Origin of the sequence: Sphingobacterium sp. BN32, from assembly GCF_030503615.1 — a bacterium.
Classification (GTDB): Bacteria; Bacteroidota; Bacteroidia; order Sphingobacteriales; family Sphingobacteriaceae; genus Sphingobacterium.
Window position 1 is genome coordinate 2,865,100 of sequence record NZ_CP129963.1, and the last position, 25,042, is coordinate 2,890,141.

Annotated in this window: 24 protein-coding genes and 1 pseudogene; 3 read left to right on the top strand and 22 right to left on the bottom strand. The window is 42.0% G+C overall.

Annotation, left to right across the window (positions count from 1 at the left end):
* Positions 1-6: 6 nt before the first annotated feature.
* Together QYC40_RS12055 and QYC40_RS12060 are read right to left on the bottom strand one after the other, a co-directional pair.
* Positions 7-3,201 (bottom strand): SusC/RagA family TonB-linked outer membrane protein, encoded by a 3,195-nt coding sequence (locus QYC40_RS12055; RefSeq protein ID WP_301990488.1) that lies wholly within the window; start codon positions 3,199-3,201, stop codon positions 7-9.
* 13 nt (positions 3,202-3,214) lie between these two features.
* Positions 3,215-4,543 carry a TlpA disulfide reductase family protein gene (locus QYC40_RS12060; protein WP_094280393.1) on the bottom strand — a complete coding sequence of 443 codons (1,329 nt, stop codon included), beginning with the start codon at positions 4,541-4,543 and terminating at the stop codon, positions 3,215-3,217.
* Positions 4,544-4,851: 308 nt separating this feature from the next.
* Here QYC40_RS12060 and QYC40_RS12065 point away from each other — a divergent pair, with 308 nt between their 5' ends.
* Complete coding sequence (locus QYC40_RS12065) at positions 4,852-5,262, top strand: helix-turn-helix domain-containing protein (protein WP_002993277.1); 411 nt, start codon at positions 4,852-4,854, stop codon at positions 5,260-5,262.
* Positions 5,263-5,269: 7 nt separating this feature from the next.
* On the top strand, positions 5,270-5,686 hold the full coding sequence (locus QYC40_RS12070) for a helix-turn-helix domain-containing protein (protein WP_002993276.1): 417 nt from the start codon (positions 5,270-5,272) through the stop codon (positions 5,684-5,686).
* 118 nt (positions 5,687-5,804) lie between these two features.
* Here QYC40_RS12070 and QYC40_RS12075 read toward each other — a convergent pair whose 3' ends face one another.
* From QYC40_RS12075 to QYC40_RS12160, 18 genes are all read right to left on the bottom strand, one after another.
* Positions 5,805-6,638, bottom strand: a complete 834-nt coding sequence (locus QYC40_RS12075) for an RteC domain-containing protein (RefSeq protein ID WP_037459503.1) — start codon at positions 6,636-6,638, stop codon at positions 5,805-5,807.
* A gap of 235 nt (positions 6,639-6,873) precedes the next feature.
* Positions 6,874-9,147, bottom strand: a complete 2,274-nt coding sequence (locus tag QYC40_RS12080) for a multicopper oxidase family protein (protein WP_037459500.1) — start codon at positions 9,145-9,147, stop codon at positions 6,874-6,876.
* 13 nt (positions 9,148-9,160) lie between these two features.
* Positions 9,161-9,526 (bottom strand): heme-binding domain-containing protein, encoded by a 366-nt coding sequence (locus QYC40_RS12085; protein ID WP_232046378.1) that lies wholly within the window; start codon positions 9,524-9,526, stop codon positions 9,161-9,163.
* 122 nt (positions 9,527-9,648) lie between these two features.
* Positions 9,649-10,068, bottom strand: coding sequence for a hypothetical protein (locus tag QYC40_RS12090; protein ID WP_002993270.1), 420 nt, complete (start codon positions 10,066-10,068; stop codon positions 9,649-9,651).
* A 26-nt stretch (positions 10,069-10,094) separates the two neighbouring features.
* Positions 10,095-10,619 (bottom strand): DUF305 domain-containing protein, encoded by a 525-nt coding sequence (locus QYC40_RS12095; RefSeq protein ID WP_002993268.1) that lies wholly within the window; start codon positions 10,617-10,619, stop codon positions 10,095-10,097.
* A gap of 11 nt (positions 10,620-10,630) precedes the next feature.
* Complete coding sequence (locus QYC40_RS12100; protein WP_002993266.1) at positions 10,631-11,296, bottom strand: DUF3347 domain-containing protein; 666 nt, start codon at positions 11,294-11,296, stop codon at positions 10,631-10,633.
* A gap of 6 nt (positions 11,297-11,302) precedes the next feature.
* Positions 11,303-12,922: a heavy metal translocating P-type ATPase gene (locus QYC40_RS12105; protein ID WP_367652327.1), complete on the bottom strand. Its 1,620-nt coding sequence runs from the start codon at positions 12,920-12,922 to the stop codon at positions 11,303-11,305.
* A 3-nt stretch (positions 12,923-12,925) separates the two neighbouring features.
* Entirely contained in the window at positions 12,926-13,423 is a 498-nt protein-coding gene (locus tag QYC40_RS12110) for a heavy metal-binding domain-containing protein (protein WP_301990489.1), read from the bottom strand.
* Between the two features lie 18 nt (positions 13,424-13,441).
* The gene (locus QYC40_RS12115) at positions 13,442-13,747 is read right to left on the bottom strand and encodes a hypothetical protein (RefSeq protein ID WP_002993263.1); all 306 of its coding nucleotides are present in this window, start codon (positions 13,745-13,747) and stop codon (positions 13,442-13,444) included.
* Between the two features lie 14 nt (positions 13,748-13,761).
* A complete protein-coding gene (locus QYC40_RS12120) occupies positions 13,762-14,619 on the bottom strand; it encodes a DUF3347 domain-containing protein (RefSeq protein ID WP_002993261.1) in 858 nt (285 codons plus the stop codon).
* A gap of 291 nt (positions 14,620-14,910) precedes the next feature.
* Complete coding sequence (locus QYC40_RS12125; protein WP_002993259.1) at positions 14,911-15,090, bottom strand: hypothetical protein; 180 nt, start codon at positions 15,088-15,090, stop codon at positions 14,911-14,913.
* A gap of 261 nt (positions 15,091-15,351) precedes the next feature.
* A complete protein-coding gene (locus QYC40_RS12130; RefSeq protein WP_002993257.1) occupies positions 15,352-15,573 on the bottom strand; it encodes a heavy-metal-associated domain-containing protein in 222 nt (73 codons plus the stop codon).
* A gap of 99 nt (positions 15,574-15,672) precedes the next feature.
* Positions 15,673-18,084, bottom strand: a complete 2,412-nt coding sequence (locus QYC40_RS12135) for a heavy metal translocating P-type ATPase (RefSeq protein WP_002993255.1) — start codon at positions 18,082-18,084, stop codon at positions 15,673-15,675.
* Between the two features lie 264 nt (positions 18,085-18,348).
* On the bottom strand, positions 18,349-18,912 hold the full coding sequence (locus QYC40_RS12140) for a hypothetical protein (protein WP_002993254.1): 564 nt from the start codon (positions 18,910-18,912) through the stop codon (positions 18,349-18,351).
* Positions 18,913-18,947: 35 nt separating this feature from the next.
* Complete coding sequence (locus QYC40_RS12145) at positions 18,948-20,045, bottom strand: TonB-dependent receptor (RefSeq protein WP_094258254.1); 1,098 nt, start codon at positions 20,043-20,045, stop codon at positions 18,948-18,950.
* Positions 20,046-20,420: 375 nt separating this feature from the next.
* Entirely contained in the window at positions 20,421-20,984 is a 564-nt protein-coding gene (locus tag QYC40_RS12150; RefSeq protein ID WP_002993247.1) for an AraC family transcriptional regulator, read from the bottom strand.
* Between the two features lie 262 nt (positions 20,985-21,246).
* Positions 21,247-22,431: a TolC family protein gene (locus tag QYC40_RS12155; RefSeq protein WP_301990490.1), complete on the bottom strand. Its 1,185-nt coding sequence runs from the start codon at positions 22,429-22,431 to the stop codon at positions 21,247-21,249.
* A complete protein-coding gene (locus tag QYC40_RS12160) occupies positions 22,428-23,006 on the bottom strand; it encodes an efflux RND transporter permease subunit (protein WP_301990491.1) in 579 nt (192 codons plus the stop codon). Before QYC40_RS12160 ends, QYC40_RS12155 begins: the two co-directional genes overlap by 4 nt.
* Positions 23,007-23,031: 25 nt before the next feature.
* On the opposite strand from QYC40_RS12160, the pseudogene QYC40_RS12165 reads away from it, so the two are divergent.
* Positions 23,032-23,310: pseudogene (locus tag QYC40_RS12165) on the top strand (ORF6N domain-containing protein); the annotation flags it as partial.
* 73 nt (positions 23,311-23,383) lie between these two features.
* Here QYC40_RS12165 and arsB read toward each other — a convergent pair.
* Both arsB and QYC40_RS12175 read right to left on the bottom strand, forming a co-directional pair.
* Positions 23,384-24,412 (bottom strand): ACR3 family arsenite efflux transporter, encoded by a 1,029-nt coding sequence (gene arsB, locus QYC40_RS12170; RefSeq protein WP_301990492.1) that lies wholly within the window; start codon positions 24,410-24,412, stop codon positions 23,384-23,386.
* A gap of 3 nt (positions 24,413-24,415) precedes the next feature.
* A complete protein-coding gene (locus QYC40_RS12175) occupies positions 24,416-25,030 on the bottom strand; it encodes a hypothetical protein (RefSeq protein WP_002993237.1) in 615 nt (204 codons plus the stop codon).
* Positions 25,031-25,042: the final 12 nt, after the last annotated feature.

Genomic DNA, 25,042 nt, shown 5'->3' on the forward strand with positions numbered 1-25,042 from the left:
TAAATTTTAAAAGCCTGCTCTTAAACCAAATGAAAAAGTTCTTAGTGGTGATAAATCTCCAAATTCCGGGTCGACGTTATGTTTATCCGCTTTCCATATCGTCCCTAAATTGGTAGCGTACATCAATACCTCCAATCTTTTCAGTTTCCATTTGTTTTCCAATGATTTAATTTGGTAACTAAGGTTGATGTCCTGTAAGCGTATATTGTCTCCCTTTGAAATCAGCACTTCGGCACGTGGATAAAAATAGCCATCCCGATTGTTATTATTCGGATAGACCATTGACGGAATCTGTGTGGTGACTTCATCACCCGGCTTTTGCCATCTTAGACTAAAATCCGAATGCGAACCTGTGCCATTGAATATTGCGTTATAGTACACGCTGTTTCTCCTGAAATAGAACCCTAATTTATAGCTGATATTGAATGAAAGACTTAACCCTTTCCATGAGAACGTATTTCTTAAAGCACCGAAATGTGTAGGAGTGGCGGAGCCATAATAAATCAGTTCTTCTGGTGTGGTTTCGTTGCGGATGGCTGCATAATCTTTGCTTACTTCGCCATGAAGGTAGCCCATAGGGTCGCCTGTTTCGGGGTCAAGACCAGCCCATCGAAATGCAAAAATAGAATAGGCGGGTTTTCCAATGATGGGCGAAATAACCAATCCGCTATTAAGATAATTATTGAGGTCTCTTGTCTCGGCAAGATATTCCGTTATTTTAGTTTTTACGGTACTGTACAGCAAGTCTGTCCGCCATTCAAATGCTTTACGGATATTGACACTATGCAATTGTATATCTATTCCGTTTCCGGTCATGGAAGCCGAATTTCCAAGATAAGTGAACCCTCGGCTACTTAAGGAACCTATTGCACCTGTGGTTTGGTCGATAGGCATATAACCAATAAGGTCGGTATTTTTCTTGTGATAGTATTCAAATGTACCGCTTAAACGTTGTTTTAAAACAGCAAAGTCAAACCCTACATTGAACTGCCCGTTCTTTTCCCAACGAAGATTTTCGTTCGGTGGATTAACTAATACACCATAAGGCGTATTTATTAAATTTCCACCATTGTAATAACGCATTGTGGGCAGAGCCGAAACATTGCGATTGAGGTTACCGCTATAACCGAAAGTCGTCCTTAGCTTCAACAGGTCAAGCCATGTAATATTGATAAACCGTTCATTCGTCAGATGCCAGCTACCACCAACCGACCAAAGTGGGGTAAACCGTTGATTGCTCCTTACTCCAAACAGATTTGAGCCATCTTGTCTTGCACTAATGTTAAGATTATAGCGGTTATCAAACGTATAAGCCCAATTGGTAAAAAAGGATATAAACCTATCGTTAGTTTCGGATGTAAAATATGGATTTGGAATTTTTGCAATTCCACCTGTGGGACTGTACAAAGTATAATCAGTATCGTAATTAACTGCGATAGTCGTCAAAATATGGGGATTATAACCATATTGTGTAGACTGTGTTAGAGTGGTGTTTGCCTGACGAGCCTCTGCTCCAGCAAGACCTGTTAGCTGGTGTTTATCCCAAGTTTTGGAGTAATTCAGTTGTAAACGGAGAGATTGCGACGTGAAGCTGTTTGTTGATTCATTTAAGATATCGCCCAAAGGTATTGGGCGGAATAACGCTCCATCCGTACCAACCTGTGTATAGGTATTTATCCTATCACGGGTATAATAGGATGCCATGCTCCGTATATCTTTTCCTGCTCCCTGTGCGTTTTCATATTGGTATTTGATTTCTACAATCAGCCCTTTGCCAATGTCATAATTCAGCCCTGTATTCAATATCAGGCTGTTTGTTTTCTGCTTATTGTTGATGAGGTTTATTTCGTCCAATGGACGATACGTCCAATCTAATAATCCATTTTGTTTTGTTTCCTGAATATAGTTTGACCGATAATATCGGTCTATTGGTAAAGCGTTTCCATTTTCGTCCGCAATACGGGCATAAGGTAACGAAGAAAAATTGGTAGGTCTTCCTGCGTTTGTGAAGGTATGGGTAAAAAACAAGGCGGCATCCCAACTCAATTTTTTGGAAAGTCGAAACGTATTGTCAGAACGTAGATTATACCGTTTATAACCTCCATCGGTGGTGCTGGTATTGTCATCATAGCCACCAGAAAGATAATAGCTTACATTTTCGCTCTGCCCACTCACGTTTAGGGAATATTGCTGGTTTAGCCCTTTCCTGTAAACGTATTTATTCAATTCCCGACGTATATCGTATTGCGCTAATTCGTTCAGCCCTTGTTGCAATGCGGCATCGGTTAGTAACCCGTGTTTATTTTTATACATTAATTCCACTGCGGGGGATAATGGCACGTAGCCTAACTGCTCATTGGCATCGTAAAAGTTATTGTCAAAAAGCATTTTTTCGACACCTATATAATCCGCAGAAGACATATAAGGCAGTTGCATCATATCCGGCTTTTGAATAAGAGTCATATTGCTGTTAAACGATATGGCAGGCGGCTGGTTCCGTTTGGCTTTCTTGGTCGTTATAACGATTACACCGTTTCCGGCTCTTACGCCCCATATAGAGGCTGCGGTTGCATCCTTTAGAATGGTAATATCTTCCACATCGTTCGGGTTAATATCATTTATATTGCCCTCGTAGGGAAAATTATTCAGTATGATTAATGGTTTCGTATTGGAAAAAATAGTGCTTAGACCTCGTATGCTCAAATTGTTACTGCCTACACCGGGTCTGTTATCAAACATTGCTGAACTGGCAATACCGTCCAACCTGCTCAATACATCGGTAGAGATTTGACGATTAAACAATTCGTTGTCGATATGGTCAAATGACCCTGTGGCTCTTTCTTTGGGTATTTTTTGAATACCCGTGGATACCACTACTTCGCTTAAAGTATTGCTTGCCGGATTTAGGTGCACCGTCAATGGGTTTTGTGGAGCAGCAGAAAGGACAAATGTCGTATCTGCTAATCCAATGTAACTAACACTAACTGCTAAAGGGAATGCTTTATTTGTAAATTCAAAATTTCCGTCTTCATCAGTTTGTACGGTGTTATTCTGACTGCGGTTCAACAATTTGACCGTAGCACCTGCTACGGGCTGACCATTTTCATTATTGACTACCTTACCCCGAATGTTGGATATGTTTTGGGCAATGGTATTGGTAACTGAAAAAAGTATGAGTAAAAAAGTAATTGTTCGTTTCATTGAGTAGTTTGGTTTATAGTTCAGAAATGACAAAAAAATCCAGCACTCTTTCATCTTCCACGATGGCAATACCGAATGGTTTAAGTTGCCTGTTAACAGCTTCCACATCCTCAATAGCATGTGCTATTTTTGGGATGGCTATTTTTTGGTCAGTAAAATCATTTACAACAGGAATATGCTGTATATCTTTATTGGTCTTGTTTACCCAAGCCGAAAGGTATTGTAAGCCGTCTTCGGGTTTATTGGGGATTATTGTCGTTTTCCCTATAATCTTAATGGTATAGCATTTTGTATTACGTTTTTCCATACGCCCATTTATGCCAAAGTGATAATTGAGGTCAGCCTGTACTTTTTGGGGAAAGTGCTTCAATACTGACAATGGGGCAATCCATTCGTAGCAATACTTATCCTGTAAAAACCTTTTCTCCGAAACAGAAAATGGTTCCTTCAACTCCAGCTTTGTCCGGTTAGGTGGCATTGTTAGCAATTCTCTAAATGCAAGTTCGTACATACGGCGGATGTCAGCATTGGTAGATAGTACCCGAAAGGTGCTCTCTTTTTCGTTCACTTTTGGTAGAGCATTTGAACGAGGAATGCCTTCTATGGCTAACGTAATAATACTTCTGCTAACAAAAAAATCCCCGTCAGCACCATTATTATTAAGCAGTAATGGACGTGTGTCATCATAGGTAAGGTTGTCCTTTTTCTGTGCAATGCTATTTGCATTGCCTTTCAATGCCGAAGTAATATTTTCCTTTGTTACATCAGATGAGTGTGTAATAGCTTGTACTTCGCCGGATTTGCTAATCCATACCTCATGCGGCAACATGGTGTAAGGGAAATGGAATTTATATGTATTGTCATCGGTAACTGAAAACAAGTTTAATCGGGAAAGTACTCGATTCTTCTTTAAGAATGCTTTTATTTCGTTGGCTTTCTGGTCTGTCATCGGTAAAATGATAACATCGTCTTTAAACTCCTTTTCCAGTTCGTGAAGTCTTGGCAATGCAGCTACACAAGTACCGCACCACGTACTCCAAAAATCCAATATTATCAGCTTGCCTTTGTAATCGGCAAGGGTGATGTTTTTTTTGTCCTGCGGGTGGTTCACCACCTGCAAAGGTGTGTTCCAAAGAGCATCAGGGATTTGGTCGCCGATGTTTAAAGCGGTGATGTTTTGGTTGTTTGCAGTCCCGACTTCTCGGGACTGCGGACGGGCTATGCCGACACCAAACAACATGAAACAAATTAGAATTAGGAAGTGCCTGCCGCCCGTTACCAGTTCCGGGTTATGGCAGGCTATAAAAATCGTTATCCTATTACGAATAAGTTTATTCGCCATTGGGTTTATAAATTATGGTTATTGGGAAATGATTAATTGCTCCGAGTATGGTTGCAGGACGTGCTAATCCGGGCTTTTGATGATGCAGCGGAGGCTGAATTTCTTTGAGAAGAACAAAACATCGCTTTTTATCCCTCCCGTTGGGGAAAGGAAGTAATATTGTTTATAATTGTTTGTCAATCTTCTCACTATTAGTTATTTGTTCCAAATAACGTTGAAATGGAGATTTTTTTGAAGTAATTTTGGTTGTCTATTATGCTTTTTTGGTTGTCTTTTATTATATTTACGCTATCAAATGACAATGAAATATGCAAGAGGAAGACAAAGTACACGTTTTGGAAACGCTGGAAGAAAACCATCAGGGCAGAAATGCGCAGCGTATCCGTATTTACTTGGGCATTAAGCAAGAAGTGCTTGCTAATGAATTGGGTATGAGCCAGCCACAAATTTCTGCCATAGAACGGGAAGCTGTTTTAGAGCCGGAAATGTTGGAACGATTTGCTTTTGCATTAGGCGTAACCCCTGACCTCATTAAGAAATTTGATGTGGAACGAGCTATTTATAATATCAACAGTTATAAAGATAGTACTGTTCAACATGGTGAGAATAGTACGCAGAATATTAATCCGTTAGATAAAGTAGTCGAGTTATACGAACGGTTGTTGCAAAGTGAGCGGGAGAAACTGGAATTATTTATAAACCAAAAAAATCATTCGTAAAATAACAATGGAAAAAGAAAAAGAAACCGTGTATTTGGAGGGGAAAAACCACATGGGTATAAAAATTGGCAGTGCAAGGCGATTGGTAGGTATTACGCAAAAGGATTTGGCAGAGCGTATGGGTGTGACCAAGCAAGCTGTATCTAAATTGGAACAAACCGAGAACGTGGATGACGAACGATTGGAAAAAGTAGCTATTGCGCTTGGCGTAAGCGTAGAGGGTTTGAAGAAATTTGATGTGGGGCAGGTTCTTTACCATACTAATAATTTTTACGAAAAGGTTGAACCGACAAATGGTGCTATGGTTGGTACAGTAAGAATTGAAAATAATCATCAGTTTTCAATTGAGCAGGCAACCAAGCTGTTTGAAGAATTATTGAGAATGGAACGGGAACATTTTCAGAAAGCAAAAGATAAGAAATAACTAAAGTATCTTTTAAAGCATAACGATAGATTCAGGCTTCCCTCGTAACCAAGAAGCGAAGAATTTTAAAAGAAACGGCGGATCTGCAAGTCCGCCGTTTCTCTTTCTATCGCTGTCATTATTTTTCCTCCTGCTCATCCATTTTCTTAATAAGGTTATCCCGCAGTGCATCAAGGAATTTGGTACGGTTTCGTTTCCGGTTGCGTATTTCGAGATAGGTATGGTAAAAGTTTCCCAAATCAATATTAAAGGCATTTTCAAAATATTCCGCTATCAACCTAATATCCGTATTGCCATTATCGAGAACGCTTTGGTAGTATAGGGAGTAAATGAGTTCTGTCAAAGCAGCTTTACTACCTGTCCAGTTCAGCCCCGAAATAGCAGTTCGTTTTATAAACAAACGCTTGTAGGTGCAGTAAAGCTGGTCTTCGAGATACACCTGTATCAAATCATTCGCCATTATCTTGGCTACCTTATAATCGTGGGAAGTAGAAAAAGATTGGTCGGACTGAAAATAATAGGTATCCAGCCACAGTTTTATATCGTGCTTGCCCCGAACAAACATTTTCTCGTCAAGAAACGAGTTGTTGCTTCGGTAATATTTATAAAAATCAATGTTATTGTCGAAAAACCTTTTTAGCTTCTTCAATTCTTTTTTAAGATATTTTCTAATGCGCTTAGCCCCGTAGGGCTTCCTCGTCTCGATTTTGTAAATGGCATTATAATAAATCAATTTTGAAACAATGACTGGCTTTTGATATTTAAAAAATCGGATTTCTTCATCAACATTTGTAAATCCTCGTTTCAAAACATAATCTTTAATTTCGGACAGACATTCCACAATCCGGTATATAATGGCTTCTGTCCGTTGTACCGGGTTATCGTTTTCAATCTCCAGTTCTTGGATTTCTGTTTCCAATTTAAGATATGTTTCATTGTAAAATTTATCCATTCGTTTCATTTTGATAAATATGATACTGATTAATATAGAAATGCTAATACTGCTCGTATTAGCCCATGCAACTACATGAAAGAACAACCAGTATGATGCTGGTGGTGGAACTGTTGTATTGTCTGATGGGTTGTAGTATGATGCAGGTTAATCCAAACGAATTATACCCCGCATCACCCACTGTATTTTGCCGTAATTTTACGGTTTGCAGTTTACAACCATCCGGTATTTTATTTTAATATGTCAATGCAAGCCCTACACCAAATCCCATATCACTATCATAGTGGGTACGTATACCTATATTTTTATTGATGATATACCTAAGCTCCCCCATATATTCTAAGTCGGTATTTACCATGAAGCCACCTCTTAATCTTTTTGAAATTGGAATATCTTCGCGCATTAACTGCAATCTTACAATTCCATCGTGATATACTTCTGCCTGGAAATTGACCAGCATAGGTAACGTATACATAAACCCTAAACTGAACGCCTTGCGGGTGTCTTTCTTGTTGGTTTGTCCAAATATGTTCTTTTCGTGCTCATCTTCTCCCATTTTCCGGTAACGAAAATCAAAACCTACAAAGGGCATGAACCATTGCATCTTTCCAATGTATCTACCTAAGTGAGTTTCTACTTCATACCCGTGCATACTATTATAGCCTAAGCGCCATTCTGTTCCTAATTGATAGCGTGCATTCATTAGCATAGCTTCTCCATCATTACCATTGGTTGCAAAATCGTTTTGTGCCATAAAATGGGGCATATTACTTTCTCTTTGCAATTCTTTATAGGCTTTTGCCTTGTCAGGTAAATAGGGGTTATTGTAGTCTCCAACTTCAAACACCCTGTTCATTCCCGCCATCATGTGATATAATATATGGCAATGAAAGAACCAATCACCTTCCTCATTTGCTAAAAACTCAATGGTATCCGTTTCCATAGGCATGATATCCAACACATTTTTAAGCGGCGATTTTTCGCCTTTTCCGTTTATCACCCTAAAATCAAATCCGTGAAGATGCATAGGATGCCGCATCATCGAATTATTATAAATGGTAATCCGTAGGATTTCTCCTTTTTTTACAGGTATTTTGTCCGTTTCCGAAAGTATTTTATTATCCATGCTCCATACATAGCGGTTCATGTTGCCAGTAAGTGTGAACTTCAACTCTTTTACAGGCGCATCTTTTGGAAGGGAGGTGTTGTAAGGCGATTGCAACATAGCATAATTTAATGTTTTGATGTCTCCCAAGGCATTAGCGTTGTAACGGTTAGGGTCGTCATCCATGTTCATACCTTCATGCTTGCTGTGGTCTGATTTCTTTGCTGCATCTCCGGTAATTTCGGGATACATCACTACATTCATGTCCATTTGGTTCAGGCTCATCTTCATGCCCATATCGTCCAAATCGCCATTCATTTTCATCATATCGTTCATCATCTTCATCCCCTCGAAATACTTCAATCGTGGGAGCGGGGAAATAAGCTGTTTGACCCCATCACCTATAAAGTAGCTTGCTGATTGTGTTCTGTCCTCGGTTGTTGCTAAAAACTCATATGCTAACCCATCTTGAGGGATAGTCACTACAATATCGTAAGTTTCAGAAACTGCAATGATTAATCTATCCACTTCTACAGGCTCAACATCATTTCCATCATTCGCTACTACTGTAATTTTCCCTCCAGCATATCTTAGCCAGAAATACGAAGACGCCCCGCCATTGGAAACGCGTAATCTGACTTTGTCACCTGCTTTTAGCTTTTTACCACCAATTGTTTTCAAATCGGTGCTATGGCTACCATTTATTAGGATTTTATCATAGTAAACATCACTGACATCCATCGCCAGCATCCGTTTCCACTCATTTTTTACCTTTACGCCTAATTTTCCCTCCTTAATAGCTTCAACGTACGATTGCGTAGCACCTTTCTTAATGGCCGCCCAATCATTTGCATTGTGTAGCATACGGTTGATGTTATCCGGGTTAAGATTTGTCCACTCACTTAATATAATCGGGACGGTCGGCAAATCGTCAATTCCTTTTCTAAAGGTTTTATCGTCGCCTCTTTTTTTCATGATAAAACTACCGTACATGCCTATCTGCTCCTGCAAGCCTGAGTGCGAATGATACCAGTGCGTGCCATGCTGGATAATCGGAAAACGGTAGGTGTAGGTTGTACCCGGTGCGATGGGCTTTTGCGTAAGCCAGGGCACACCGTCTTCTTTATTGGGCAGGAACACACCATGCCAGTGCAGTGATGTGCTTTCTTTCAATTGGTTGTGCACCACTATTTCGGCAGTGTCGCCCTCGGTAAAGGTAAGGGTGGGCATGGGGATTTGCCCGTTTACGGCAATCGCCCTTTTTTGCTTACCTGCATAGTTGACAAGTGTATCTTTTACATACAGCTCGTAATGCACTACTCTCTGTGCAAACAGCGTTTGCGTGCAAAGCAGCATCAGCACTGTTTGCAATATTCTTATGGGTATTTTTTTATATCTGTTCATTCGTTGAAAAATTTTATTTAATGCTGTCTTCCATTGTGCCAAACCACGCTATCAAAACCTGCTTATCCTCCGGTGACAATACTGCATTACGATGAATTAGCGTATATGACGACAATGGCATTTCCCCGTCCTTAACCTGCCCGGCCATAGCCCTGAACTTGTTTCGCTGCCTGCGGACAGAATAGTCGCCAAATTCGCTAAAGTTGAGTTCCTCTTTCCCCTTTTTTATATGCTCTGCCATGTACCATGCGCCGGGCTGGATACGGCTGTACCACGGATAATGGGTATTGTTGCTATGGCAGTCATAACAGGACTGAACAAGGATAGCCTTTACATTTTGGGGTACGGTGTACACCCTTTCGATATGGGTGGCTGGCACTTCAACCGCCTGGTTCCGTAAGGGCTGAAAGAACTGTATGGCAATCAGGACGACAGCCAGCCCCAATATGATTTTCTTCTTTATGGTCATAATTATTTTATTGTGGCTTCATCTTTTTGTGTCTACTGTTTTTTCACATACTTGGCATAATTCTCCTTGTTTTCAAAATAAGAAACTTCACCGTTATTTCCTGTCACAGCAATCACCGCATTAGCTTTGTCTACCTGCTTATGGGAATAGGGGTCTATCGCCATCCGCACGGTCGCATCTTTTGGAATACGTTCCTTACACATTTCGCAACATCCGTAATAGGTTTTACCATCAAATTTTACGTCAAACTGCCTTTTGCCCATATAGGCATCGTTGACCATGCAGACTTCATCCGATGGAACCAATTCACCTATTTGGGTAGTATGTCCGTTGCTTTCCGGAGTTGCCTGCGAATGCTGCTGTTCCGCTTCATCCTTATTTGACCCCGCCTGACCGCAAGCGGTGAATAGCAGGGTTAATAAGGAAATAAAGCCAATTATTATTTTGTTCATGTCCAAACTTGTTTTTTTAAATTTTATTATTTACTTTCTTCAAACTCTTTTAGCTTGCGCTTCATTAGTTCAATTTCTTCCGCTTGGGTTTTAAGTATATTTTTTTGCAGCTCTATCAGTTCCGGGTCGGTCAGGTGTGCCTTTTCGGACATCAATATGGCTGCTGCGTGATGGGGTATCATACCCTTTGCAAACTGCTTGTCCCCGACATTGATTTGTTCCCTGATACCAAACCATGAAAAGATGCCAACAGCAACCGAGATGATGGCTATCGCCCAATTCATCTTCCTGTTGGGGTACATTACTTTCATTATCGCTAATTCGATAAGCAGCATTGCCGAGGTCATCAGCAGGGTCATGTACAAATTGTTGATATTGGGTATCAGGTTCTGCCACCCGTCAATCATGGCGTACATGATAAAATACATCACTGCGAACATGGCTACAGCCATCACCGCAAAGCGTTTGTACATGGCCGAAGCATGTTTTGTATTGTGCGTGCCATGCTCCGAGGAATGACCCGCATGGTGACTGTTTTGCATATTTTCCATAACCCTGAATTTTATTTGCTGTTAATTGTTTTTTCCACCTTACCGCAGGTCAGCATTTTAGAACCGTAGTAAGGGTTTTTGATTTCCTTGTTTTCGCTGAACCAAACAGCACCCTTACCGTCATTGAACATCGGGCAATGGTCCTGATACAATGTTTGCGATGTACCGAACAAATCAATCAGGTCTTTCAAATCTTCGCCAAGCGAGGCCAAATGTTCCCGCTGGTGGTGGATGTTGCCGACATTTTCCCCGATATGTTCTGCGTGTTCTTTAGCATCGTCCGCTATGTCCATGTACTTTTTGTGCTTATCGGCAGGAACGGCTTTCATGTCCACTTTATTCAGGGTAGCTAACAGCTTTTTCCCTGAACTGGCGGCAGCTTTGTCATCGTCCGAAACAAGGGCGTTCTTTAAGGACAGATAATCGGTAACTATGGGCGCAATAGAAAAGTTTTTTGCTTCTTCTTTTCCTGTTGCTTTTGCTTCCTGACCGCTCGGAGTTTCACTCACAACGGGCGCAGCTACCGTATCATCCTCTTTTGGTTGGGAAGCTGACTGTTCTTGTGATACAACAGCAGTATCACTTGAAGACTGCTCGTTTTTGTTGGATGCCTGATTGCATGATACTGTTACAAATGCCATGATAACAGCAATGATTGATAATGTTAGATTTTTCATTTTTATTTATTTTTTGATTTTTAAAAAACTTGCGTTAATAGCCACTACAATGGTGCTTACACTCATCAGCACAGCACCCATAGCGGGACTTAAAACAAAATTCGGATAGAGTACGCCTGCCGCAAGGGGTATTGCCACCACGTTGTAGCCAACCGCCCATATCAGGTTCTGTACCATCTTTTTGTAGGTAAGTTTGCCGAAGTCAATCAGTTTGACCACATCCCTCGGGTCGCTGTCTACCAATATGATATCCGCTGTTTCGGCAGCCACGTCCGTACCGGAACCCACGGCAATGCCCACATCTGCCTGTGCCAGTGCAGGTGCATCATTTACACCATCACCAGTCATTGCTACGATTTCGCCTTTTGCCTGAAACTCCTTTACTTTCTCCTGCTTGTTGTGCGGAAGCACATTAGCCAAATACCCGTCCATACCCAATTTTCCGGCTACGGCAGCAGCAATCCTGTCGTTGTCCCCGGTGAGCAGAAAGGACTTGATGCCCATTTTTTTGAGTTCCTCAATCGCCTGTGCCGACCCCTCACGGATGCTGTCTGCCAAAGTAATGATGCCGATTACCCGGTCATCAATGAGGACAAAGTTGACCGTTTCGGCTTCCTGATTGATTTCGCTTGGTATTTCCGGCAGGGAAAGGTGGTTTTCGGTGAAATAATTCGGGCCGCCAGCTACGACATTTTTCCCGTTCACAACACCTTTAACACCTATGCCCTGCATATAGCTGAAGTTTTCAGACTTCCATAAGGCAAGGCTCTTTTCTTTCAATGTAGCCATAATGCCTTTGGCGATATGGTGTTCCGAATTTTGCTGTACTGCGGCAGCATACTGGATAACCTCATCGGCATTATATTCGTCTGTTAACGGTATAACCTTTTCTACGGCATGGGAACCTTTGGTGAGCGTTCCGGTCTTATCAAAAATGACGGTGGAAAGTTTTCGGGTGGTTTCAAATGCCGTACGGTTGCGGATGAGCAGGCCATTGGTCGCCGAAAGCGTTGTGGAAATGGCGACCACCAACGGGATAGCCACGCCCAATGCGTGCGGGCAGGCCGTTACCATTACCGTCACCATTCTTTCAAGCGCAAAGGCAATATCTCCACTGCTTGCATACCAATAGGCAAATGTGCCTATGCCCACGGCAATGGCAATAAAGGTGAGCCATTTGGCAACTTTGTCCGCAAGGTTCTGTGTATTAGACTTAGTAGCCTGCGCTTCCTGCACAAGATTGATAACCCTGTTCAGGTAGCTGTCTTTTCCCACGGCTGTTACCTTAACTTTCAGCGCACCATCGCCATTGATAGAGCCTGCGATGACCTTTCCGTCCTTTTCCTTTTTTACGGGAACACTTTCCCCGGTAAGCATACTCTCGTTGATATACGAAAGCCCCTCCAGTACCAATCCATCGGCTGGAATTTTTTCTCCCGGTTTTATGATAGCCGTTTCACCGCTTTGCAGGTCTTCGAGCTTTATCTTTACAGCTTCTCCGCCACGTTCCACGGTAACATCGTTGGGCAGCAAAGCCACCAATGACTGTAATGCCCGTGAAGCAGCCATTTGGGAACGCATTTCCAGCCAATGCCCTAACAGCATGATGTCAATTAGGGTTGCCAGTTCTCAAAAGAAGTCCATACCCTGCAAGCCAAATACAACGGCTACGGAATAAACATAGGCTACGGATATGGCAATGGCAACAAGTGTCATCATCCCTATGGCTTTGGCTTTCACCTCGCCAATCATTCCCTTTAGGAACGGTAAGCCTCCATAGCAATAAATCACCGTACCCAATGCCAACAGCACATATTTATCGCCATTGAAAGCAAGGGAGAAACCCAACCATTGCTGTATCATGTGCGACAGGAGCAGGATAGGGATTGTAATGACAAGGCTTATCCAAAAACGTGTGAGGAAATCGCCTGTATTATGCCCCTCATGTTTATCAAAGTTTTCGTCATCATGGCCATGTTGAGAATGCCCGGAATGCTCATGTTCTGGCGTGTGTTCATGAGAAGCTGACGTACCGCCACCGGGAACCAATGCCATGCCACAAAGAGGGCATTTGCCCGGTTCGTCTTTTAGCACCTGCGGGTGCATGGGACACGTGTATTTTTTCATAACAAGGGATTTTAAAAGTTATGTTGCATTTAATTTTTTTACCATCTCATGGGTCATTTCTTCAGCATAAGTACCATAGGCATCAACAAGTACCCCTTTGCTCTTACCGTCATTGGACGATATGGCATAAATCACGGCATTGTTATCAGGACTGCTGTCGAGGCTTTCAAACCTATGAGTTTCCGTAACCGTAAAATCCTCCGGTTTTAGTTTCAGGCTCTTTGACGCACAGTAAAGGCAGTCCGGCAACAGACTAAAATCAATACTGTACCCACGTTGTCTTAGGTCTTTAAGAGCCTGCACCATATCACTATACTGTTCCATAGCTTTCCGACCTGTTATTTAATGGTTTCGACCGTACTGCCGCAGGTAAGCATCTGTGAGCCGTAATATGGGTTTTTAATGGCATTCTCTTTACTTAGCCAATTGGCCCCCTTACCTCCATTGTACATAGGACAGTGCTGGTAATAAACTGGTGTATCCTGTTTAGACACTTTAGCCAGTATGTAGATGCTTCCCGAAAGTGCCGCAAAAGCACTTCTTTGTTTTGCAACGTCTTTTGATTTTGAAATGCTTTCCGCATTAGCTGTCAAGTCCTGCATTACTTTCATCCAAGCCGTATGTTCCTCTGCCGAAAGCTTGTTCATATCGACTGCTTTAAGGGATGCAGCCAATTCAGCGGCTTTGGCAGATGCAGTTGCCTCATCGGTTTTTATCAAAGCATCTTTCACTGAAAAGTAGTTGTCAAACACAGCTTTTAGCTGTGATTGATTTTGAGCTGCATCCTTGTTAGCGGGTGCTGCCATTTCACCGTGGTTGTGATTGCCATGTCCGACTTTCATGTCCATTGCCGCCCCTTTGTTTTGGGCAATTGTCTTCAAAGGTCTATCGTACTGGCAGCATTCAGCCAGTTTCGCATATACGTCATCCGGCGCACGGAACTTCTCACTATCATAACCCGCCAAAGCGATACGTTTCAGGATTTCATCCTGATTTGTTTTCTCGCTGTCATACGTGAGCGTAGCCATCTTGGTATCTTTGTTCCAGTCCACGTTGGCTACCTTTTTTATGTTACCTGCTTTTTCGATGGTGGTTTTACACATACCACAATTGCCGTAAATCTTTACGGTTTCTGTTTTCGCATTTTTGATTTGTGCGAAACCATTCATTGAGGATAGTAATACGGCGATTACCATCACTATTTTTGATAATGATTTCATAATAATTACTTTTTAGAAATGAAGTATTGAAAGCCCATTTCTGTTTTAAACTTTAAATAAATGATACAAATAAGGGATTTGCAAAAAGCCGAAGCGGCCTCTGACAGGACATACCTATGGCTGGCAGGCCATAAATTTAGCTTATTTTAGGCGGTAGCCAAATGGAAAAAAAGCCCGAAGAATAATAGGCTTCTTTGAAAGCGAATTTTTGCTTTTTAGCTGCTGCTAAGTGATCTTTTGCCTTTAATTCGATTACGGTTGGGACATTTAGGGAAGTGGTTGAAGCACCGCACCTGCAAGAGCTGTGGGAACAACCGCCCCCGCATTTGTCACTTTTGCATTTTTTACAGGATTTGCTCTTGCAACCTTTTGTATGTTCTGATTTTTTGGATTTCTCCTTTGAGCAGGAAGACTGCTCGGTCTTTGTTGAATTTTTGGAACAGGCATAGCTCTGACTTGGTATCATAAAGAAAACCAAACAGAACAATGTCAAAATGCCTATATGTATTCTATAATTTTTCAACGCAACAAAGTTACAAATTAGATTGGTTTTTTATATCGTTTTACGTTTTTTTTGCTATATGGAAAAATAATGCCATATACGCAATAACCTATCGCCTTTTTTCAGAATTGATAAAATGCCCTTTTTCATCAACCCAACCTCATGGAAATTCGGTCGGAAAAAGGGCATTTCAAAAAGTTGCTGGCTTAGGCATCCAAAGGTTCTATTTTGAAGCCTGCCTTTTGCACGGTCGATATTACTTCATGCTCGGTAATGCCCTCGGACTTCACGGTAAGTACTTTGTCCTTGTTGGCCGTGTCCACTTCCCAATGGCAGATGCCCTCTGCCTTGTCCAAGTGCGGCTTTACAGATGCGATACAGCCGCCGCAATTGATGTTCGTCTTGAATTGAAATTGTTTATTTTCCATTGTTTACAAATTTTAGAGTTATCTGATAATGCAAATTTCCGTACTATTCAGTTAGTTATTGTTGTGTAATTTCTTGTTTGATTTGTGAGATTTACTGTTTTATTTCTTCCACTTCAACCGCAGGCTGTTACTGACCACGCTCACGCTGCTCAATGCCATTGCCGCACCCGCAATCATCGGGTTGAGCAGGAAGCCGTTAACAGGGTAAAGGATGCCTGCCGCTACCGGAATGCCGATTACGTTGTAGATAAACGCCCAGAACAGGTTTTGCTTGATGGTGGCTACGGTCTGTTTGGACAAGCGTATTGCCTGCGGTATCTTGGTCAGGTCGGACGAAATGATGGTCATCTTGGCTACGTCCATTGCGATGTCGCTGCCTTTGCCCATTGCGATACTTACATCGGCTGTTGCCAATGCGGTGCTGTCGTTGATACCATCGCCCACCATTGCCACTACCTTTCCTTTACTTTGCAGTTCTTTCACAAAGTCGGCTTTGTGCTGTGGCAAAACTTCGGCTTTGTAATGCTTGATGCCTGTCTGCTCCGCAATGGCTTTTGCAGTAGCTTCATTATCTCCGGTCAGCATATACAGGTCAATGCCCATTTCCTGCATTTCCCGGATAGCCCGCACCGATGTTTCCTTAATCTTATCGGCGATAGCGATTACAGCAAGAGCCTTTTTGCTGTTTGCAAACCAGATAACGGTTTTAGACTGTTTGCCCCATTCTTCGGCCTGGTCTTGTAATTCGCCGGCAATGGCAATGTTGTTTTCTGCCAATAGCTTTTTGTTGCCTACATAATAGGTTTCGTTGTCATGGTCTGCTTTTGCGCCTTTGCCCGTAATGCTGTCGAACATGGATAAAGAGGTGGTCGCTACATCGCCAAGATGCTTCACTACGGCTTCTGCCAATGGATGCTCGGATTGCTTTTCGATGCTCAAAAGGATTTCTTTTGCAGTGTCCTCATTGTTCAGCCATTTAATGCCCGTTACCTGTGGTCTTCCCTCGGTGATGGTTCCGGTTTTGTCCAAAACGATGGCATTTACTTTTTTGGCCAGTTCCAAACTTTCGGCATCCTTTATCAAAATGCCATTTTCAGCACCTTTACCAACGCCTACCATAATAGCGGTGGGTGTCGCTAAGCCTAAAGCACAGGGGCAGGCAATGACCAATACCGTAACGGCTGCCAACAGACCTTGAACAACCCCGTTTTCGCCTCCCAAAATCAACCATAGCGTAAATGTCAGGATGGCAATACCTATCACTGTGGGAACAAAGATGCCCGCAATCCTATCGACCAGTTTCTGTACGGGTGCTTTGCTTCCCTGTGCATCCTGCACCATTTTGATGATGTGGGCAAGCATGGTTTCTTTGCCCACTTTTACCGCCCTGAACCGGAAGCTGCCTTTTTGGTTAATCGTTCCTGCAAATACTTTTTCTTTTTCTTTTTTCAATACAGGTACAGGCTCACCGCTTAACATGCTTTCGTCCACATACGAATTGCCCGATATGACCATGCCGTCTACCGCAATCTTTTCACCGGGCTTTACGAGTATCACATCGCCTGCGCTTACGTCTTCGATAGCGGTCTGCTTTTCCGTTCCGTCCGCATGTACCACGATGACCGTTTTTGGCTGCAAGCCCATCAGCTTCTTAATGGCTGAAGAGGTGTTGCCTTTGGCTCTTTCTTCCAGCAGTTTTCCCAAGAGGATGAATGCGATAATAACGGCAGCCGCTTCAAAATATACGTGAGCATGCAGTCCCCGTTGATGCCAAAAGTCGGCAAACAGCATATTGAAAACACTGAACAGGTAGGCAATACCTGTACTCAATGCCACCAGCGTATCCATATTGGCGGAACGGTGCTTTGCCTGCTTCCAAGCGTTTACAAAAAAATCCCTGCCCAACCATATTACAACGGGCGTGGAAAAGAGCCACATTATCGGGTCTGCATAGGGCATATCCATAAAGAACATTCCTATGATTACCACGGGCAGGGAAAGGATAATTGCCCAAATGGTCTTGTTTTTCAAGGTTCGGAATTTCTTTTCGTGGATGGCTTCGAGCGTTTCCTGCTGCTTGGTTTTGTCTTCAATCAATAGGTCGTAACCTACTCCCTGAACCGCTTTTTGCAGGGTGGAGGCATCGGTCATATTGGGCAGATATTCCACGGTAAGATTGCCCGTTGCAAAGTTCACGGAAGCATTAACTACTCCCGGTTGGTATTTAACAATGCTTTCGGCACTGCCCGCACAGGATGCACAGGTCATGCCCAATACCGGAAAAGCACTTTTAACCGTAGGAACTCCGTAACCTAAATCTTTAATTGCCTTAACAGCTTCGCCTACGGTTTCATTGCTATCTACTGTAATCGCTGCCCTGCGGTTGTTCAGCTCTACTTTATGGGTTTCTACGCCTTTTACCTGTGCCAATCCCTTTTCAACGATTAATGCACAGTGTTCGCTTTCTACATCCTCCAACGGTATGTATATATTTTCTCTGTTTGTCGCCATATTTGCCTGCTTTAATTTACAATGCAAAATTGGCTATTATAATTATGGGTACTGTTGTGAAATTTTGGATTTGATTTGTAAGATTTATTGAAATCCTGTATAGGTGAGCCACTTCATCAGATGGTTATCGCCATAAAGCCAGTTTTAGATGGTCTTTAAAACCACAAAGCATTGCGAAAGATAATCGCAATGCTTTATTGTTTGCTTAAAAAGCTGTGGTCTTAAAATACTGACGGATGCCCGGTCTTCTTCTTGGTGCGGGGTTTATTCAACTTTAGAATTAAATTGAATATCTACGTCAGTTGATGACTTAGGGTCATTAATCAAGTCCGTTTCAATCTTTCCTCCCTGTGGATAATGGCGCAGCACAACCCTGACCGTACCAGTGGAAGCGGTCGTGGTTGTCCAAACGCTTTCCAGCCCTAACGTAACGTTGTTGTCATCCTTATCCAAATTTGTGATTTGTATATTTGATGTGGAAGATGGCACGTAATAAATACGGTGGTCTATATTTTCCTCACTTACTTCTTCGGTAATGTCTTCACCATTTACCTCGTCAAGAAAGGATACGCTGACATCATAGGACTTACCCGGTTGCAGTGCAATCTGGTCTATGACCGGGGCGTTTCCTCCGGCTCCGTCAGCACCTTTCCAAGCATAAAGAAGTTCGTTCGTGGTTCCCTGTTCCTTAAAACGTAGCTGTACCGTAGTGATTACCTCGTTGTCGTTTTCTTCGGGGATAGGGTCATCGTCTTTGCTGCATGAGGTTGCGAATAGTACGATTGCCGCTACGGCAATCGAAGAAAAATGTTTGAATTTCTGTGTCATTGTTATATAAATTTAATTGTTGAAAAACGTGTTTGTCAGAAAACGTACTTTAATCTAACGGAGATGTTTCTGCCCATTTCGTCCGTAAAATACCTGAAGCTGTTCAGGTAGTTTCTGTACCGGGTATTGAACAGGTTGCTCACTGCAAGATTGATGTTCAGTGACCTGCCCAAGACACTGACCACTGTACCAGCGGATATATTTGTCAGGAGATAACCATCAGGGGGCAGCTTATAATCCTGCTGGCCGTGTATGTTTTCATCAGGTACTCTTGTCTGTTTTAAGACCAGCGGAATTTCCATCCCGATATAGGATTTTTGGAAAGACCTTATATCGGGCAGTTCGTAATTGAACCCCAATGAAAACCTGTCCGATGGCATGGAAATCAGCCAGTCGTTTATCGTTTTATTGTACGCCCTTAGCAAAGATGCCTTTCCTATGATGTCCAGTTTCTGTACAGGCTTGTAATTGATTAATAAATCCGTTCCCGTGAGATAGGCATCAGCCTGTTGATAGACGAATTTGGGAAATGCACCTGCAATGGTCAATACAGGCTCTCCCGGGCGGGGCTGTAAATAGATAAAGTTGTTGATGGAATTGTAGAATACAGACCAGTCTATATTTACTGATTTTTCTTCATTGCTATATGAAAGCCCCAAGACCGTGTTTACAGCCTGCTCTATTTTCAGGTTTACGTCCCCAAGTTCATAGGTGGCAGTACCTTGATGTATGCCGTCAATGAGCAGTTCGTTAACGTGGGGAGCCCTATTGGCAAGGCTGACCATTCCGTTTATCCTGATATGGTCTGAAAGATGGTAGATGGTATTGAATGATGCCCCGATTGTTGAAAAATCAAAGTCATGCTCCACAGGCTGGTTATTGTAAGGGTATCGTACCGTACTGATTTGCTTAAAATCATACCTGATACCGCCCTGAAGCTCCCATTTGTTCTTCTTCCATTTTTCAATCCAGTATGCACCGTATGTTTGGGAATTGTAGGCAGGGATGAGATACCGACCTTTGTAGGTATTGTCCTGCTGCATAGCGGATATGCCGATACTTCCGTTAAAGTTTTTGAATGTGGGATGCTCCCAAGAAATTTCTTCGGAAATCGTGCTGACATTCAAAGTCATTTGAGGCGTTGTAATTTCGCTGTTCCTGACTATATCAAATTCTTCCCTGTTGTTGAATTGTGCGGCAATCTGTATGTTCAGTTACCCGGCTTTCTCTCCGGCAAATATCTCCGGGTACTGGATAGGTTAATGGAAGAAGATTTAGTCCACAAAGTGGTAAACGTTGACGGGGGTGTAGGATATGCAAGTTGCCATAACTGTGAAGTAGTCCACAATCATAACCACTTGCATTTCAGTTGTCAAAAATGTAAATCGGTAACTTGTATAGAGGATGTGCAACCGTTATTTAAGTTGCCTAAAGGATATAAAATAAGTGAAGTCAATTTTACGGTGTCAGGGCTTTGCCCGCAGTGTTCCTGAATAGCGTAGCCGTTCCTATACTTTATCCAACGGCTTTCTCTTATCTTCCCGGACTTGTTTGAAATAGCTCGGGGTAAGCCCCGTTACTTTCTTGAACTGGTTGCTCAAATAGGCTACGCTTGAATAGTTGAGGCGCATGGCAATCTCACTTAACGACAGTTCATCATACACCAGCAGTTCTTTTACCTTTTCCACCTTTTGGGCGATAAAGTATTTTTCAATAGTTGTACCCTCTACTTCTGAAAACAGATTGGACAAGTAATTGTAATCGTGGTGCAGTTTATCGCTCAATACATCGGAAAGGTTGGTTTTTACATCACTATCCTGATGATGTACCAGGTCAATGATAATGTTCTTTATCTTTTCTATTATCCTGCCTTTTTTATCATCAATTACTTCAAACCCCAATGGCTCTAAAGTCTTGACCAAAGCCTCTTTCTCCGTAGGTGTAATTTCTTTGGTAAGGGTAACTTCGCCCAGCTTTACATTTTTAGCATCTAAACCAAGTTTATCCAATTCGTTTTGCACCACCATAATACAGCGGTCGCATACCATATTTTTAATAAAGAGTGTATTCATATCTTACTAACTGCTATATTAAGCACAATAAACAAATTTACGATTTAAGTCGAACTACGCTCGTTGCTTCCTGTCTAAATCAAGTTATCTGATTGCATTGTCTGCATAGGCGCTTTTAATTTGGGTTTTTGTTAACCTGAAGCCTCGGCCCAGGCTTCTAATTTAGTTAATTGAAACCTTGCGAAAGTTGTATTCCGCAAGGTTTTAAAACAGTGATACATCTGCCTTTGCTAATGGTCTGCATTCACCCTACAATATTAAATTATAGCAAATACTGGTACAGTTCGGCTATTGCATCGTTGTACTCTTTCTCCGCCTGCAAATAATTATTGGTAGCGGTATAAAAGTAACTTGCCTCCAAAAAATATTGGATAGTGGTTATCTCTCCGAATGATAACGCTTTATCCAATAGTTTAATACTGTTGATACTGCTTAATACTTTCTCATATTCTGCTACCGTCTTTTGCAGGTTGATATACTTTTCATACAGTTGCTTCAAATGATAATAATGTTCGTTCTTGTGCCGTGCTACCTGTACTTCTGCCACCGATAATTCAGCCTGCTTTTGCTTCACCCGATTTTTGTTTTCACACAAAGGAATGCTCACGCCTACTTTTGCACCGTAAAACTGCTGCCCTAAAATACCCTGATAATGAAAACCCACTTCAAATTTTGGCAGGGTCAATGCCTTAGTAACTTCAATATCCTTTTGGGCTACTACGGTCTGTTGTGTCAAATATTTTCTTACCGGGTCTTTGTATTCAATTGTTTCTTCCAATTCTTCAAATGCAGGAACGGGCTTATATTCAGGGTATATGGCATCGTTAAAGACTATCTCTATACCGCCGTTAAGTTCCGTCAGTTTTTGATGAAGTTGGTTGATAGCGGAAATGTTCAACTGATAATCTTTATTAATCTCAATCAATTGAAGTTTAGCCTTATTCACGTCCAGCACATTACCTTCGCCCTTATCCAGTTTGGTCTGAAAGTCGGTCAGGAACTTTTCGGTTTTTGTTTTCCGTTCTATAATTCTTTCCTGAAGTTTATTGCGGTATATCAGTTCAATGCAAATCTTTTTCGCTCCCAATAATATTTCCTGCCTGTTGGCTGTTAGCGAAAAATCTGCCTGCTTACTCTGCTCGCCAGCCAATGCTTTCTTTTTACTGTAAACCGTGGGAAAGTCGAAACGCTGCAAGACGTTAATGTCCGTTTGGTTGCCCGCAATGGCATAGGGTGAGCCACGCATAAAATCGTAGCTGACCACAGGGTCGTACAGCGTATTGCCCGTATGGTACAATAACTTCTGCGCATCCCAATATTTGCTTTGGGTTTGCAGCGTTTTATTGTTCTTGGCAACATCAGACAAGACGGTTTCCAATCCTGACTGTGCCTGCAATTGTATGGTAAAAACGCACATACAGATTGCCGTTAAAAATTTTATGTTCATGCTTTAGCTGCTTTTTTGTTAGATAAATAGTACACCGCCGGAACAATAAAAATGTTGAGCAATGTAGAAGTAAGCAAGCTGCCCAATATCACTTTTGCCATAGGACTTTGTATCTCGTTGCCGGGCAAATCGCCCGCAATAGCAAGCGGTATCAATGCCAGCCCTGCGCTAAGTGCCGTCATCAGGATGGGGCTTAACCTGTTCTTTGAGCCTTGTATAACCGTATCGTACAAATCCAACCCCTCATCACACAATGTATTGTAATGCGATACGAGCAGGATGCCGTTACGGGTAGCCACACCAAACAAGGTGATAAAACCGATAATGGCAGGAATGCTCAAAATGCCACTGGTAAAATAGATGCTGAACACACCGCCAATCAATGCCAAAGACAGGTTGATTAAAATGATGGCGGCTAACTTTACCGTTTTGAACTCCCGGAACAGTATCAGGAAAATAATCAGAATGGAAAGCAGGGAGGTCGCAATCAAGGTCTGCGATGCTTCTGCCTCCGCTTCAAATTGCCCACCGTATTCAATGTGGTAATCTTCGGGCAGCTTTATTTTTTCGCCCACTATCTGTTGGATTTCCTCAACGGCACTAACGATATTGGTTAAGCGAAAACAAAATGTAACCGCAACAATCTACACCAAAGCAATCAGCAATCAGCTACAATTGGACATAAAACGGTACAACAGCCAATACCTCCCGATTGAAATTAAGGTTTTCTCCGATACCCACGACCGATTTTTGATAATAGACCAAGCGGAGCTTTACCATATAGGGGCTTCGCTCAAAGACCTGGGCAAAAAATGGTTTGCATTTTCCCGAATGGATATTGAGGTGGGCAGGATGCTTCACATCTTGAACAAACAATAAACGCTCCGGATTCAGAGGGTTTAATTTTAGTTTCTTGACAATTCTAAAATCCCGCTAAGTTATTTACATCAACTTAGTATAGTTTCTTCTTCAACCATAAACTTGCCCTTACCAATAGTATCAGTACAGGCACTTCGACCAATGGTCCGATAACGCCAACAAATGCCTGTGGAGAATGAATACCAAAAACCGCAATGGCTACGGCTATGGCCAATTCAAAATTGTTCCCGGTGGCTGTAAATGCTATGGACGCGTTCCTGTCATAAGAAACATTCAGGGATTTGCTTATAAAAAAGCTCACGAAAAACATCAATACAAAATAGATGATTAGCGGTATGGCTATCTTAATCACGTCCACTGGCAACTCCAATATCTTGTCGCCTTTCAAACTGAACATCAGTACAATGGTAAACAATAATGCGTAAAGTGTAATAGGTGATACTGCCGGTATGTATTTTCTATTGTACCATTCAATGCCTTTTGATTTTATAAGAACATATCGGCTCACGAAACCTGTAAAAAAAGGAATACCCAAGTATATCAACACGCTTTCGGTAACGTCTTTCATTGATACATTTACATTGAAATTGGCTAATCCTAATTTACTCGGCAATACGTTGATAAAAAGCCAAACCAAAAAACTGTAACTCAATATCTGAAAGACACTGTTCAACGCTACCAATAGTGCCGTATATTCCCTGTTGGCTTTTGCCAGGTCGCTCCATACAATTACCATTGCGATACATCTTGCCAATCCTATCAAAATCAATCCCGTCATATAATCGGGTTCATTCCTTAAAAACAGAACGGCTAACCCGAACATCATTACCGTACCGATTACCCAATTGAGGAATAAAGATATTCCAATTACTTTTTTATCCTTAAACGCTTTGGGCAATACTGTATAATCCACCTTTGCCAATGGCGGGTACATCATCAGTATCAAACCTATTGCCAGCGGGATATTAATGGTTCCTACGGACAAGCTGTCTGTTACGTTAGAAATGTTGGGAAAGAAATATCCTAATCCTACGCCAAATGCCATAGCAAGGAATATCCATAGGGTAAGGTAACGGTCAAGAAATTTTAGTTTTGGTTGCATTGGTTATTTTTTAATCATTGAAAAAACATAGAACATTTCAGTTGCTATCTCCAAACTCCTTTCCGCATATATCTTTGTCTGCTCTGTTGTGCCGTCTGAAATCTTCGGGTCTTCAAATGTGATAGGTATTCTCTTTTCTGCACCTGCAATAAAAGGACAGCCATCGTCTGCCTGTGAACAGGTCATAATGGCAGTGAATGCCGATACAGGATTGAAAGGGCTATCGTACTTTTTTGAAAAACCGATAATCGGCAAAGCATTTTCACTGTACTTAATAGCATAAACAGGATTGTCTGCTTCCGAAATTTTGAAAGCAGAAAAACCCTGTTCATTCAATGTTTCCACTACTTTCGGAAATAATGCCGTTTCTTCCGTACCGCCCGAATAGCAATATACATTCGGGATATGGTAATATACACTTGCCACCTGTGCCCAAACCTGCGATAAATGGCTTCTTCGTGAATTGTGTGTACAGATGAAATTGAGATTTATTACCTGTCCGTTGCTTACTTTTTGTTGTACGAAGTCTATCAAGGGTTGCAATATGGTTTTACGTTCTTCGCTTACGGTCTGAACATCAGATATTCCCTTTATGGTTTCAGCTAAATTCTTGTACATTACGATTGGTTT